Origin of the sequence: Nocardioides sp. GY 10127 (assembly GCF_004919085.1) — a bacterium.
Taxonomy (GTDB): Bacteria; Actinomycetota; Actinomycetes; order Propionibacteriales; family Nocardioidaceae; genus Nocardioides.
Genome location: NZ_STGL01000009.1, coordinates 141,090 through 155,125, shown reverse-complemented (window position 1 = coordinate 155,125; position 14,036 = coordinate 141,090). Strand labels below are relative to the sequence as shown.

Sequence of the window (14,036 nt, the reverse complement as noted above, 5' to 3'; positions counted from 1 at the left end):
TCCACCCCACGTCTCAGCTCCCGTCCTCGGCGGCGAGCAGGACCACGTCGTCCGCCCGGTAGAGGACCGTCCACCCGCCCTCGGCCGCGAGTTCCTCGGCCAGGGCCATGCCCCCGCCGGGCGTGCCCGTGGTGAGCTCCCAGAAGGCGTCGTCGGTGGTGGAGGCGTAGACGAAGTCGCCGTTCCAGTGGTCGACGCACGCGGTGGTCAGGCCGAGGGAGCCGCAGCTCTCCGCGGAGACCTCCTCGTTGCGGGGCTGCGAGGGGTTCAGCAGCCCGAGCGGGTTCTGCCACCCGAAGCTGAGCACCACGTCGTCGTCCTGGCGCAGGGACAACAGGAGCCGGGTGGCCTCGAGCTGGCTGGTGCTGGTCTCCTCGAACGGCGCGTTGGCGTTGCGGGCGGCCAGCTGGGCGGAGAAGAGGCCCGCGAGGGCCAGGCCCACGACGAGCGGGGCGACGACGGCGCTGGGCCGGTCGTGCCGGCGTCCGGCCTCCACCCGCGCCGCGGCGTCCAGCGGCCAGGCCAGCGCCGTGGCCGCGAGGACGCTGAGGAAGGGCAGCGCGAAGACGAAGGAGCGGATGACGACCTCGCCCCCGTAGCTCTGGAGGGCGACCAGGCCGAAGGGCAGCAGCCCGAGGCAGGCGAGCAGCAGCGCCGAGCCCTCGCGGGCCCGCCACAGGCGGAACCAACCCAGCGCGGCCAGCACCAGCAGCACCGCCGAGAGCGCCATCCGCAGCGCGAGCATCCTGACGTGGTCGTCGGACCCCACGACGCGGTCGGCCACGCCGGCGGCCATGTTGCCGCCGAGCTGCCCCATGGTGCCGAAGATCTGGTCGAGGTGGCCGACCCAGAAGTCGGTCGCGCCGAACGCGTCCCACAGGACCGTGGCCAGCAGCATGACCAGCCAGAGGCCACGGAAGGGGACCCGGCGGGCGAGGGCCAGCACCAGGAGGGTGCCGACGGCCACGACCGGGGTCAGCTGGTGGCTCACGGCGATCGCCAGCAGGGGCAGGAGCAGCGTGACGAGCACGCCGGGCTGGGAGGCCCACGGCTCGTGCGCGGAGCCCCGCCCCAGGTGCAGGAGCAGCGCCAGCACGCCCACCAGGAGCGTGAGCGCCATGGCCTGGGGCGCCAGGTAGTCCTGGAGGTACCAGTTGAAGCCGGCGTAGAGCAGCGGCACCAGCACCACGACCCGCGGCGAGCGGGAGACGGAGCGGGCCAGGAGGACGAGGACGGGGAGCACGACCAGGCCGTTGACCAGTGGCGCCCACCGAAGCAGGGCGATGCCCTCGGTCAGCCCGGAGGCGGAGACCGCGACGCCGAGGAGTGCGAAGAAGCCGGGCCAGCTGAACCGGGCGTCGGTCGCGGCCAGCAGGCCGCCGGAGTCGGTCATGGAGTCGGCGAACGCCAGGTGCAGCCACCCCACGGGGACCCCGCCCACGCCCTCGACCAGGATCGGGGTGCCCTGGAGGACGAGGACCACGGCCACCACCAGCGCCCCGGCGGCGACCGGGCGGGGCGAGGGGCGGCGCAGCTCGAGGGCGCACAGCGCGGCGAGGCCGGCGACCGCCAGCCAGATGGCCGGGCTCAGGGCGGACGCCAGGCCGTAGCCGTCCATCCCCGCGTCGACCGCGGCGGCGACCCCGAGACCCCAGACCCCGAGCACGACGGCGAGCGGGAGGAGCACGGGAAGCAGGACGGGCAGCAGCACGGGCACGGCGCGACCCGCGTCCCCACCCGCCGAGGGCCGGGCCCGGCGCGGCGGGTCGGTCGAGCGCCAGGCCAGCCCCACCAGCACCAGGCCGCAGGCCCCGACGACCGTCGTGACCGCGGCGGCCGACAGGACGCCGGCGACCACCAGCGCGGTCGAGAGGACGGTCTGCGCCCCCACGCTGACCAGCCCGACGGTCACCGCTCGTGCCCAGGGGTCCCGCAGCCGCAGGAGGCCGACGACGGGAAGCCCGGGCACCAGCAGCACGAAGGCCAGCACCAGCAGGGGCCGCAGGGGCAGCGGCGGGTCGGTCACCGTGAGGACGGGGACCAGGACCGCCAGGACCGCCGTGAGCAGCAGCAGCGGCCGCGAGGCGACCCCACGGTCGGGGAGCGCGAAGGGCAGCGGGGCGCCGGTGCCGGGACCCTCGTCACCGGGGCCCGCGGTGAGCAGGCGGATGGACTCGTCGGTGCTCATGGCTCAGACCTCTCTGGGAACCTGCAGGAGGGACGCGGCCGGGGCGACGTCGTCGTCGCCCGGCCCACGGCCCGCTTCCTCGACGGCGGCCGGTCGCGCGACCGGCCGGGCGGGCGCGCCCACCACCACCTGTCCCGGTGCCACGTCCCGGGTGACGACGGCGAGGGCACCCACCCGGGCGTCGTCCCCGACGTGCACGGGTCCGAGGACGGCGCAGGTAGCGCCCAGCTCCACCCGGTCGCCGATGACCGGGTTGCCGCGCTCGCGACCGTCGGCCTCCACGACGTTGCCGAGGGTGGTGCCGTGCCGCAGCACGCAGTCGGCCCCGATGACGACCCCGGGGTTGACCACGACGGTGTGCGGGTGGAACAGGCGCAGCCTCGGCCCCACCGGGCAGACGGCCGGCAGCTCGACCCCGAGCGCGAGCGAGTTGAGCGTCTGGCACACGAGCGCCACCAGGCGTCCTGGCCGGCCCCACCGGGCCGTGGCCCACTGCGAGAACCGGAAGACCAGCAGGCAGGCCCGTGAGTCCGGGTAGCCGGCGTTGGCGGCCCAGTCCCGCAGCACCCAGCGCGCCAGCGAGTCGGCCGGGCCCGGCAGGCCCGCGCTCACGCCGACACCGCCCTCAGGCTCGACTCCGTGCAGGCCTGCTCGAGGGTCGCCTCGAGCCCGTCGACCACCCGGTCGAGGGTGAAGTGCCCCTCCACGTGCGCCCGGGCGCGGGCGCCCCGCCCCGGGTCGACGGTGCGCCAGTCCCAGGTCCGCGCCAGGGTGGCGGCGAGGGAGGCCCGGTCCCCCGGCAGGCACAGCCCCGCGGCGTGCTCGCCGGTGAGGATCTCCGGGATGCCGCCGACCGCGGCCGCGACCACGGGTCGCCCCGACGCCATGGCCTCGACCACGACGCGTCCGAACGCCTCCTGCCACCGCGCCGGGAGCGCGACGACGTCGGCCGCGTGGAGGAGGCCGACCACGTCGGCCCGCCCGGGCAGCCACAGGACGCCGTCCGGGGCGCTGACGCGCAGTGCCCGGACGTAGTCGGCGTGCCGCGGTCCGGCGTCGCCGACCAGGACCAGGCGGTCCTCGGGACGCCGGCCGGGCAGCGTCCGCCAGGCCTCCACCAGCAGGTCGACGCCCTTGGCGGGGTCGACGCGGCCGTAGGAGAGCACGACCCTCCCCTGCTCCGGCAGGCCCAGGACCTGACGGGCCGCCGCCCGCTCCGGCAGCCCGCCCCACGGGTAGGCCGCCGGGTCGATGCCGTTGTGCAGGGTCGTGATCCGCCCGGCGGGCACGCCCGCGTCGACCCAGCGCTCGCGGACGAAGTCCGACACGGCCAGGTAGTGCTGCGGCCGCCGCGCCACGAAGCGCAGGCCCGGTACCGGGAGGTGGGTGCGCACGTGGACGACGAGCGGGCAGCCCGCGGCGCGCGAGGCCCCGAGCCCCCAGACGAGCTGCTCGGCGCGGTTGAGCCAGACGACGTCCGGGCGCCAGCGCGCGGCGGCCCGGACCGCCGGGGCGAGGCGCCACACGTCGAGCGGGGCGCTCAGCCCGGCGCAGTCGAACGAGGGGACCTGCTGGAGGTGCGTGGCGACCTCGCGCCACTCCTCCGTGTGCTCGCCCCCACGGCGGTAGAGGACGCTCACGCGGTGGCCGCGCTCCACGAGGCCGCGGGACACCTGGAGGGTGCTGAGCTCGACCCCGCCCACGGGGCCCAGGGCGTTGACGTTGACGAGGACGTGCATCAGGCCACCTCCGGGGTGGGGTGCGTGCTCGGTCGGGTGGACGGCCGCGGTGCCGCCGGGGACGGAGCGACCCGGTGCCGCCGCGCGGCGCCGAGGTACCAGAGGGGCCCGGCCGCGAGCCCGGCCAGCTCGCGGGCCAGCAGGCCCCCGGTGGGGAGTGCGGCGCCCACGGGCTCGCTCGGGGGCGTCAGGGGCTGTTCGGCCACGGGGTCCGCCCCGACGGTCCGCCGCGCGCCGCGCGCGTAGTGCGCGAGGCCCTGGGGCAGCCGGGCCAGCATGAGGCGGCGCGACCGGCCGTCGAGGAGGTGCTTGGTCAGGTAGGCGGACAGGCCGGAGCCGTAGCCCACCATCTGGCGGCGCAGCGCGGGGAGGTCCGAGCGGTGGGAGTGCCAGAGCACCGCCGAGGGCTCGTAGTGGAGCGCGTGCCCGGCGAGCAGCACGCGCGCGAAGACGTCCAGGTCCTCTCCGCCACGGGTCCGCGTCCCGGCGCCCAGCACCTCGTCGAAGCCCCCGAGGCCGCGCAGCACGCTCGCCCGGAACGCCATCCCCGCACCGGTGCCGAACGCCCCGGCCGCGAACGGGTGGAGCGGCTGGTCGTCCTCCCGCGGACGGAAGGTGCGCGGCTGGCAGGCACGCGACCACGAGACCCGGGCGTCGAAGAACCGCTCCGCGGGGGTGCTCAGGGAGCGGGCGCAGACCAGCGAGGTGACGCACGCGGCGTCCGGGTGCTCGTCGAAGGCGCGCACGGTCGCCGACACCCACGCGGGATCGGCGAGGACGTCGTCGTCGGTGTACGCCACGAGGTCGCCCCGCGCCTCGGCGAGCCCGCGGTTGCGCGCCGCCGAGACGCCCGGGACGTCCTCACGGACGTAGCGGAAGCGGGGGTCGTCACCCACCGTGGCCGCGAAGGCCGCGCGGGTGGCGTCGCTCGAGGGCGCGTTGTCGACGACGACCACCTCGAGGGCGGGGTGGTCCTGGCGACTCAGGGCGGCCAGGCAGCCCACGAGGTGGTGCGGCCGCTCGCGGGTGCAGACGACGACGCTGACGAGCGGGACGTCCTCGACGGGCGCGCCCTCGAGCGGGACGGTGCGGCGCCGGGGGTGCTCGTGCAGCGGCACGGTCACCTCGTCGACGCAGCCCTCCTGCACGCAGGCCACGAGCTCGTCGGCCAGCCGGGCCGACCCGAGCGGGCCGAGTCCGGCCAGGAGCACCTCGGGGGCGAGCCGCGAGGGGTGGGCCGGGACGTCCACCATGCCGAGCACGCGGCCGTGCAGCCGCAGGAGGACGCGCGCCCGGTCGGCCGGCGGGTCGGCGGGCGGGGACAGCGGGCGTTGCCGGCCCGCCAGCTCGAGCTCCGTGCACCAGGTGACGGCGCTCATGCCGCCTCCCGGGTGGTGGGAGCCCACGCGGCGGACGTCGGCGCGACCGCGGTCCGACGGGCCAGGCGGCCCCGCAGGTAGCCCGCGCCGGTGGCCAGGAGGCCGACGGCCACGGCGCCGGAGCGTCCCAGCCCGGTCAGGTCGCCACGGGCGGCCTCGCCCAGACCGGCCCCGACCGCCGCGGGCAGCGTCCGGACCACGTAGGAGCGCTCGGTCTCCAGGGCCGCGCCGGCACCGACCCGACCGGACACGACCGCCTTGGAGACCCCCTCCCAGTAGCACCGCCGGACGAAGTAGCGGGGCTCGAGGCGGGCGGAGCCGACCCGGTGGCGCACCCGCGCGTCCCGGGCGAGCAGGACGCGACCCTCGGGCAGGCGCTCGGCCACGCGTATCGCGAGCTCGGTCTCCTCGCAGCCCACGGGCAGGTCCCCCACCCGTCCCACCGCCCCGGCGAAGCCACCGACGACGGCCAGGGCGTCGCGACGGAACCCCATCGCGGCACCGATGGGGTTGCGCACGCGGGCCCCGTCGGCGGGCAGCCCGTCGTAGCTGCAGCCGACGACCCAGAGGAAGGCGGACGGGAACCAGCGCGGCCGCCCCGGCTCCGCCCAGGCGGGCTCGACCCAGCCGGCCACGCCCACCACCCGCGGGTCCCCGAACGGTGCGCTCATGGCGCGGACCCAGTCGGGCCGGGCGACGGCGTCGTCGTCGAGGAAGAGGACGACGTCGGCGGTCGTGGTGGCGATCCCCGTGTTGCGGGCGCCGGAGAGGCCCCTCGGCCCATCGCTCTCGACGACCCGGACCTCGGCGGGCAGCAGGCAGCTGAGCCGGTCTCGCAGCCCGCGGTGGTGGTCCACCACGACGACCACCTCGTCGGGTGGCTGGTCCTGGTCGAGCAGCGAGGAGACCGCGGCGACGGCGTCGTCGGTGCGGTCCTCGGTGTAGGTGCAGACCACGACGGCCACGGACGGGTCGTGCGGGTTCACGTCGGGCTCCCCACGGCGGCGACGGGCGCCGCGAGCGGCCCGGCCACCGGGACGGTCCTGCCCGCCGACGCCCCGGCCTGGCGCGCCGCCCGCGGGACGGGGCGCCCGTGCGCCCGCTCGCGCAGGATGGTGGCGAGCACGCGCGTGCCGTCCCGGAAGGTCCTCAGGTTGCTGTCCCCGGTCAGCCGCTCGGACTCGAACGACCCGACCTCGCTGATGCGCAGCCCGGCCTTCGCCACGCGGACGTTGAGGAGGGTCTCGATCTCGAAGCCGTCCCCCCACCGCTTCTCCGCGGCGATATCGTGGCCGTCGGGCAGGTCGAACGCGGCCAGGCACTCGCGGCGGAAGGCGTTGTAGCCGTAGCAGAGGTCGGAGTAGCGGGTGCCGAACAGCCCGTTCGCCGCGAGGTTGAGCGCACGGTTGCCGGTCCGGCGCACCCACGTGATGTCGTCGCTGCCGCCGCCGTCGGTGAAGCGGGTTCCCTTGGCGTAGTCGGCGCCCTCGTCGAGCGCCGCCAGGAAGCGCCTGATCTCGGCGGGGTCCATCGACCCGTCCGCGTCGATCATCACGATGTAGTCACCGCGCGCGGCCTCGAAGCCCGCCGCCAGGGCGTTGCCCTTGCCGCGGCGCGCCTGGTGCACCACCTCGACGTCGGGGCGCGTCTCCAGCGCCACCCTCACGGTGTCGTCCGTGGAGCTGCCGTCGACGAGCACGACCTGGTCGATCCCGTCGGGCAGCCGGCCCAGGACGTGGGCGATGTTGCGCTCCTCGTTGCGCGCCGGCACCACGACGGTGACGGTGGCGCGAGCCGGCGTCGACCGCACGACGGGTGCCTCCCGCTCGGCCGCCGCCACGTGCGCCTCCCGATGGGCGGCCTGGTGGAGGGTCAGCGGCCCCGTCTGCCGGGCGTGGGCGACGTGGCCGCCGTGGACTCCGCCCGGGTGCGCGGACACCGGGAGGTGCCCACCCGGAAGGGTGACGGCCGAGGTCGGCGCGCCGGCCTCGGCCGCAGCCGCAGGACGGGACGCCTGGGCGACCTCGTGCAGGAGGTCGAGCGGACGGCCGGAGCGCCGGTCCGACGCGAGGTCGGACGACGGTTCGAGCGGGGCGGGACGTCCGCCGTGGTGGGACTGGGCCTCCGGCGCGGGGGCCGCCGCCGGGTCGTGGGGGTGGGGCATGGGGTTGCGCCTATCTGCGTGGGTGCGATGGTCCGGTTCGCCTCCGAGGGCAGACGTCGCCGGGGCTCCCGATCGGGCCCCTGACGTCGTGCCAGCAGCGTCCAGCGGGGCCGCGCCCGACAGGCGGATCCGCGGGGCAGATACCCCAGATGGTGTGTTAAACCGCAGGTCAGCGCGGTGCAGCAGAAACCTTGGGCGCCACCTGTCCAAATCCTGTGCCACCGCGAGGTGAATTCTCGACACCGTCAGGCGGGGCTGTCGTCGCCCCCACGCGAGCGGCTCGGGAGGAGTCTTGACCCGAACCCTGAGGGCCCCGACTCTGCCCTCCCACAGCTCGACTCACATCCCCTGCCCGCCCTGGCGTCGGCCTCCACCGCGACCGGCCCCGACCCGCCGCGACCGCGCGGTCGGGCCCGCCCGGTCGAGCCCGCGGACCCCGCCCCACCTCGAGGTCGCCCACTCGCGCACGGAGGCGCGGATCGACGCCGCGCTGGACGCGCCGGCCTTCACGCTTCCTTCACGGCATGGGTCCTAAGGGGTGAGTCTGTAGAAGGTTTGTGGATGGCTGACTACTCTGTGCATGCGCCACCTCGGCACCCCCGGGCAGAGGTGGCACCCGGAGCGGGACGAAGGAGCACGCATGAGCGCTGGACCGGCCGACGAGGCCCGACGCGACGACCACCGGCGGCAGGCCCGTCCGGGCCGCCGCGGCGACGCGCCCACGCACCAGCGCAGCGAGCGGCAGGGGCGGGGGCCCGAGCACCGCGTGCTGCAGGACAGCCCTCAGGACGCCCCCCGGGTCGTCGGCGCCTCCCGACTCTCGGACGACGAGCGTGCACAGATCACGAGGACGCTGCTGCTGCGCGCCGCCGCGACGGGGGACGAGACGGAGCGCCGCGCTTGCCTCGACGCCGTCGTCGAGGTCAACATGCGGGTCGCCGAGGCGGTCGCCCGGCGCTACAGCAACCGCGGGGTGGCGCTCGAGGACCTGCGACAGGTCGCCTACCTCGCCCTGGTCCGCGCCGTGCGGACCTTCGAGCCCTCCCGCGAGGTCGACCTCCTGTCGTTCGCCGTCCCGAGCATGACCGGTGAGATCCGGCGCCACTTCCGGGACCACAGCTGGACCATCCGCCCGCCCCGCCGCGTCCAGGAGACCTGCACCCGCCTGGTGCGCGCCGGCGGCGAGCGCGACCGGCTCGACGACGCCGGTCTCGCCACCCTCGCCGCCCAGGTGGACGCCGAGGTGGACACCGTGCGCGAGGCCCTGACCGCGCGGCACCTGTTCACGCCACCGTCGCTCGACCGGGTCGTCGGCGAGCAGGTGCGAGAGCCGGCGTCCGACGACGACGGTCTCGAGCGGGCCGAGACCCGCGCGCTGCTCGACCGGGTGCTGCGCCAGGTCTCGCTGACCGAGCGCCGGGTCCTCGACCTCCGCTTCGGCCAGCAGCTCTCGCAGCAGGCCATCGCCGACCGCCTCGGCATGACCCAGGTCCAGGTCTCCCGAACCCTGCAGCGGGTGCTCCTCCAGCTGCGCAGCGCCATCGGCGACGTGGCTGCGGCATGACGCGGAGCGGCCGCCGCGCCGTGCCGACGGGCGGCGCGCGAGGTCAGCGCAGCTCGTCGTCCTCGTCGACGTCGCGCTCGACCACCTCGTCGGCGCCCCACACGTCCGCCGGACGCTCGGGCATGTCGGCGGCCGCGGCGGCTTGGTGCATGCCGACCCGCTCCATCCAGCTCAACCCGGGGGACCAGGCGGCCCGCATCGAGACCTCGCCGTCCGGCTCCATGACCTTGAGCAGGACGACGGCGCCCAGCACGAGCTCCCCGTCCTGCGGTCGGTGCTCGACCCCCAGGGAGTCGACCAGCCGCCCCAGCGGCTGTCGCTCGGACATGGCACATACCTCTCGTGCGGCGTTGTCGCGGACTCAGGCCGGTCGCTGCCGGTCGTACTCAGTCATCAAAGCACACGGTCGAAGGTTCGTCTAAGGTCCGCCCGGGTGAAGCCTGCCGCAGGTCCCGCGTGCCGCGCACGCGTGCGAGGACCGCTCGTGAAATGATCCCCGGCTCGAGCGTCCCCGTTCCCGACCCTCCGGAGAGGGTGGGCGAAGCCCGCGCGGGCGAGGTGAGACGTAGAAGGTTCGTCTAGAGTTGCACCTTCGGCGGGCCCCGAGCGCCACGGGCCGCGAGGGAGGCCCCCGAGGGCCGCAGGAAAGGAGTCGCCCGGTGGTCACGACGCCGCCAGGACGCTTCCGCATCGGCGCGCTCGCCAAGCGCGTCGGCGTGTCCGAGACGCTGCTGCGCGCCTGGGAGCTGCGTTACGGCCTCCTCACCCCGGTCCGCACCACGGGCGGGTACCGGATGTACGGCCCCGAGGACGAGCGCCGGGCCCGCGCCATGGCTGAGGCCCGCGCCGAGGGCGTGCCGGCGGCCGACGCCGCCGCCCGCATCCTGGCCGACGACCGGGCGCAGGCCCCCACGGGCCCGGGGCCCCGCCCGCCCACCTCGTCGGAGGAGGTCGCCCGCCTCCGCGCCGAGCTCGAGACGGCCATGACCGCCTTCGACACGGGCTCCATGCACGACACGATCGACCGCGCGTTCGCCGCTCTCTCCGTCGAGACCACCATCCGCGAGGTCCTGCTGCCGTTCCTGGTCTCCGTGGGCGCGGGCTGGCAGATGGGCGACTTCGACGTGGCCGACGAGCACTTCGCCTCCGACGTGGTGCGCGGCCGCCTGGCCGCCCTGGCGGCGGGTCCCGGCTCGCGCACCGGCCCCCTCGTCCTGCTCGCCTGCCCGCCCAAGGAGTCCCACGACATCGCCCTCAAGGCGTTCGAGGTCGTCCTCCAGCGCGCGGGTTGGCGCACCCGCTACCTCGGTCCGCACACCCCGCTCGCGAGCGTGGAGGTCGCGGTCGAGGTGGTGAACCCGGACGTCGTGGTCCTGGCCGGCACCGCGCGCGCCGTGTTCGAGCTCCCCGACCACGCCGTCGAGATCGTCCGCCGCATCGCCGGCTCCGCCCGGCTGCTCCTCGCGGGAGCCGGCGCGGACGACGACCTGGCCGCGTCCTGGGGCGGGGAGCTGCTGTCCGGCGACCCCATCTCCGCGGCCCAGCTGCTGGTGCGCCGGGGTGGACCCGTCGCCGAGGACGAGGCACCCGGGGCCTGAGCGCCCCTCACCCTCCCGGGTGTGATCCACCCCACCGGAACATCCGAAGGGGTGAGGGTGATTGAACCGTCTCCGAAGCGGATACAGAGGGTGTGTGGGCGGTGACGCCCCCGACTTCGAGACGCAGAGGTGAACCCGATGAGCAACTCCCCCGTGACCGTGACCCTGGTGGACGACCACGACCTGGCCGTCGCCGGCCTCGAGTGCCTGCTGAAGAACTACGACTCCCGCGTGCGGCTGGTCGACGTCCGCACCGCGCTGGCCCACCCCGACGAGGTGGACGTCGTCCTGTACGAGCCGATGGGCCAGTCGGCCTTCAGCGCCTCCATGCTGCGCAACCTGCAGGCCGCCGCCGAGGCCCAGGCCGTCGTGTTCAGCTGGGCGCCCGGCGACCAGCTTCCCACCACCGCCGCCACCCCGTACCTGTCCAAGGCGATGACCGCGGCCCAGCTCGTGGTCGCCATGGAGGACATCGTCTCCGGCCGCGGCGTCCCCGCGCCGCCGCAGCACACCCCCGCGCCGGTCGAGGCGCCCGCCCCCGAGCCCGCCCAGCTGCGCACCCCGACGCAGCCGTCCGGCCCCGCGGGCAGCCGCCTGACCCCCCGCGAGCTGGAGATCCTCACGCTCATCACCGCCGGCCTCACCAACGGCGAGATCGGCGAGCAGCTGGGCCTCTCGATCAACTCGATCAAGACCTACATCCGCCAGGCCTACCGCAAGATCGACGTCGAGCGTCGCACCCAGGCCGTCGCCTGGGGCATGGCGAACGGCCTCGTCGACGAGGACGCCGCCGTCGCGGTGTGACCCGCCGGCCGCACCGCGGCCACCCTCTCTGCGCCGAACGGCCCCGAGGCACTGCCTCGGGGCCGTTCGGCGTTCTCGGGCCCTCGCGGGCCCCGCAGCACGGGTGGGGCGTCAGGCCTTCTGGCCCGCCAGGCGCAGCCAGGTGTCGACGACCGTGTCCGGGTTGAGCGACATCGACTCGATGCCCTGCTCGAGCAGCCACTCCGCGAGGTCCGCGTGGTCGGAGGGGCCCTGGCCGCAGATGCCGACGTACTTGCCGGCGTCCTTGCAGGCCTGGATGGCCAGGCTGAGCATGTGCTTGACCGCCGGGTCGCGCTCGTCGAAGGACTCGGCCACGAGGCCGGAGTCGCGGTCCAGGCCCAGGGTCAGCTGGGTCATGTCGTTGGAGCCGATCGAGAAGCCGTCGAAGTACTCCAGGAACTGCGGCGCGATCACCGCGTTCGAGGGCACCTCGCACATCATCACGACCTCCAGGCCGTTCTCGCCGCGGCGCAGGCCGTGCTCGGCGAGCAGGTCGATGACGCCCTTGGCCTCCGCGAGGGTGCGGACGAACGGGATCATGATCCGGACGTTGGTGAGGCCCATCTCGTCACGCACGTAGCGCAGCGCCTCGCACTCCATCGCGAAGCACTCCGCGAAGTCCTTCGACAGGTACCGCGACGCGCCGCGGTAGCCGATCATCGGGTTCTCCTCGTGCGGCTCGTACAGCTCGCCGCCGACGAGGTTGGCGTACTCGTTGGACTTGAAGTCGCTCATCCGGACGATGACCTTCTCCGGCGCGAACGCGGCGCCGATGGTGGCCACGCCCTCGGCCACGCGCTTGACGAAGAAGTCGCGCGGGCTGTCGTAGGCGGCGATGATCTCGTTGATCTCGGTGCGCAGGTCGACCGGCAGCGCCTCGGCGTCCGCCTCGAGGTCGAGCAGCGCCTTGGGGTGGATGCCGATCTGGCGGTTGATGATGAACTCCAGGCGGGCCAGGCCGACGCCCGAGTGCGGGAGCCGCGAGAAGGCGAACGCCTGCTCGGGGGTGCCCACGTTCATCATGATCTTCACCGGTACGTCGGGCATCGTGTCGAGCTCGGTGCGCTCGACGGAGAAGTCGATCGCGCCGGCGTAGACGAGGCCCGTGTCGCCCTCCGCGCAGGAGACGGTGACGGCGGTGCCGTCGGAGAGGGTCTTCGTGGCGTCCCCCGTGCCGACGACGGCCGGGATGCCGAGCTCGCGGGCGATGATCGCCGCGTGGCAGGTGCGGCCGCCGCGGTTGGTGACGATGGCGGACGCGCGCTTCATGATCGGCTCCCAGTCGGGGTCGGTCATGTCGGCGACGAGCACCTCGCCGGCGTTGAAGGAGTGCATGTCCTCCAGCGAGGAGAGGACCCGGACCGAGCCGGCGCCGATCTTCTGGCCGATCGCGCGACCCTCGACGAGCACGTCCGCGACCTTCGTCGCCGCCTTGTCGATCGCGAAGCGCTCGAGGGCGCCGGACTTGCGCGACTGCACCGTCTCCGGACGGGCCTGGAGGATGTAGAGCTTCCCGTCCACGCCGTCCTTGCCCCACTCGATGTCCATGGGGCGGCCGTAGTGCTCCTCGATGACGAGCGCGTGCGCGGCCAGCTCGGTCACCTCGGCGTCCGTGAGGGAGAGCGTGCGGGAGACGGCGGGGTCGACCTCCACGAACTCCGTCGTGCGGCCGACGGTCGCGTCGTCCGTGTAGACCATCTTGGTGGCCTTGGCGCCGACGCCGCGCTTGAGGACGGCGGGGCGACCGGCGCGCAGGGCCGGCTTGTAGACGTAGAACTCGTCGGGGTTCACCGCGCCCTGCACGACGCCCTCGCCCAGGCCGTAGGCCGAGGTCACGAAGACCGCGTCGGTGAAGCCCGACTCGGTGTCCATCGTGAACATGACGCCGGAGGAGCCGATGTCGGAGCGGACCATCTTCTGCACGCCCGCGGAGATGCCGACGGCGTCGTGGGCGAACGAGTGGTGCACCCGGTAGGCGATCGCGCGGTCGTTGTAGAGCGAGGCGTAGACCTCGCGGATCGCGGTGAGGATCGCGTCGATCCCGCGGACGTTGAGGAAGGTCTCCTGCTGGCCGGCGAAGGAGGCGTCGGGGAGGTCCTCGGCCGTGGCCGAGGAGCGCACCGCGAAGGACGGCTCGCCGCCGGACTCCGCCACGAGCTGCTCGTAGGCGGCGCGGACGTCGGCCTCCAGGTCGGCCGGGAACGGCTGGGCCACCACGGTGTCGCGGATCTCCTTGCCCGCGGCGGCCAGCGCGCGGGTGTCCTCGATGTCGAGGCCGGCCAGGATGCCGGAGATGCGCTCGGCCAGGCCGGTGTCGCCGATGAACCGGTGGAACGCGTCCGCCGTCGTGGCGAAGCCGTTGGGCACGCGGACGCCGAGGTCGGTGAGGTGGCTGACCATCTCGCCCAGGGAGGCGTTCTTGCCTCCCACCTGCTCGAGGTCGCCGAGCCCCAGCTCGGAGAACCACCGGACGTTGCCGGGGTGGGTGGGCTCGCTCATGGATGGCTCCTTCTCGTCGTGGTGCACCGTGGGTCGTACTGACGTGGACGGGGAGAGGTCGGGGCCGGCGGCTGGGGTGC

The 14,036-nt window shown here is 74.8% G+C and carries 11 protein-coding genes; 3 read left to right on the top strand and 8 right to left on the bottom strand.

Annotation, left to right across the window (positions count from 1 at the left end; all coding sequences use genetic code 11):
- Positions 1 to 13: 13 nt before the first annotated feature.
- The 6 genes from E8D37_RS17400 to E8D37_RS17375 are packed head-to-tail and all read right to left on the bottom strand — an operon-like array spanning position 14 to position 7,470.
- Positions 14 to 2,188, bottom strand: coding sequence for a hypothetical protein (locus E8D37_RS17400; protein WP_136571092.1), 2,175 nt, complete (start codon positions 2,186 to 2,188; stop codon positions 14 to 16).
- Between the two features lie 3 nt (positions 2,189 to 2,191).
- Positions 2,192 to 2,800: a serine acetyltransferase gene (locus tag E8D37_RS17395; protein ID WP_168929805.1), complete on the bottom strand. Its 609-nt coding sequence runs from the start codon at positions 2,798 to 2,800 to the stop codon at positions 2,192 to 2,194.
- A complete protein-coding gene (locus E8D37_RS17390; protein WP_136571090.1) occupies positions 2,797 to 3,927 on the bottom strand; it encodes a glycosyltransferase family 4 protein in 1,131 nt (376 codons plus the stop codon). Before E8D37_RS17390 ends, E8D37_RS17395 begins: the two co-directional genes overlap by 4 nt.
- Positions 3,927 to 5,306: a glycosyltransferase gene (locus E8D37_RS17385; protein WP_136571089.1), complete on the bottom strand. Its 1,380-nt coding sequence runs from the start codon at positions 5,304 to 5,306 to the stop codon at positions 3,927 to 3,929. Before E8D37_RS17385 ends, E8D37_RS17390 begins: the two co-directional genes overlap by 1 nt.
- Positions 5,303 to 6,292 (bottom strand): glycosyltransferase family 2 protein, encoded by a 990-nt coding sequence (locus E8D37_RS17380; protein ID WP_136571088.1) that lies wholly within the window; start codon positions 6,290 to 6,292, stop codon positions 5,303 to 5,305. Before E8D37_RS17380 ends, E8D37_RS17385 begins: the two co-directional genes overlap by 4 nt.
- Complete coding sequence (locus E8D37_RS17375; protein WP_206055830.1) at positions 6,289 to 7,470, bottom strand: glycosyltransferase family 2 protein; 1,182 nt, start codon at positions 7,468 to 7,470, stop codon at positions 6,289 to 6,291. The genes E8D37_RS17380 and E8D37_RS17375 overlap by 4 nt, the downstream gene beginning before the upstream one ends.
- 640 nt (positions 7,471 to 8,110) lie before the next feature.
- Here E8D37_RS17375 and E8D37_RS17370 point away from each other — a divergent pair.
- Positions 8,111 to 9,034: a sigma-70 family RNA polymerase sigma factor gene (locus E8D37_RS17370; RefSeq protein WP_168929804.1), complete on the top strand. Its 924-nt coding sequence runs from the start codon at positions 8,111 to 8,113 to the stop codon at positions 9,032 to 9,034.
- A 43-nt stretch (positions 9,035 to 9,077) separates the two neighbouring features.
- Here the strand turns inward: E8D37_RS17370 and E8D37_RS17365 are convergent, their stop codons facing one another.
- The gene (locus E8D37_RS17365; protein WP_136571086.1) at positions 9,078 to 9,362 is read right to left on the bottom strand and encodes a hypothetical protein; all 285 of its coding nucleotides are present in this window, start codon (positions 9,360 to 9,362) and stop codon (positions 9,078 to 9,080) included.
- A 331-nt stretch (positions 9,363 to 9,693) separates the two neighbouring features.
- Between E8D37_RS17365 and E8D37_RS17360 the strand changes: the two genes are divergently transcribed.
- Positions 9,694 to 10,632 carry a B12-binding domain-containing protein gene (locus E8D37_RS17360; RefSeq protein ID WP_168929803.1) on the top strand — a complete coding sequence of 313 codons (939 nt, stop codon included), beginning with the start codon at positions 9,694 to 9,696 and terminating at the stop codon, positions 10,630 to 10,632.
- A gap of 138 nt (positions 10,633 to 10,770) precedes the next feature.
- Positions 10,771 to 11,436, top strand: a complete 666-nt coding sequence (locus E8D37_RS17355) for a response regulator transcription factor (RefSeq protein ID WP_136571084.1) — start codon at positions 10,771 to 10,773, stop codon at positions 11,434 to 11,436.
- 111 nt (positions 11,437 to 11,547) lie between these two features.
- Here the strand turns inward: E8D37_RS17355 and ppsA are convergent, their stop codons facing one another.
- Positions 11,548 to 13,956 carry a phosphoenolpyruvate synthase gene (gene ppsA, locus E8D37_RS17350; protein ID WP_136571083.1) on the bottom strand — a complete coding sequence of 803 codons (2,409 nt, stop codon included), beginning with the start codon at positions 13,954 to 13,956 and terminating at the stop codon, positions 11,548 to 11,550.
- Positions 13,957 to 14,036: the final 80 nt, after the last annotated feature.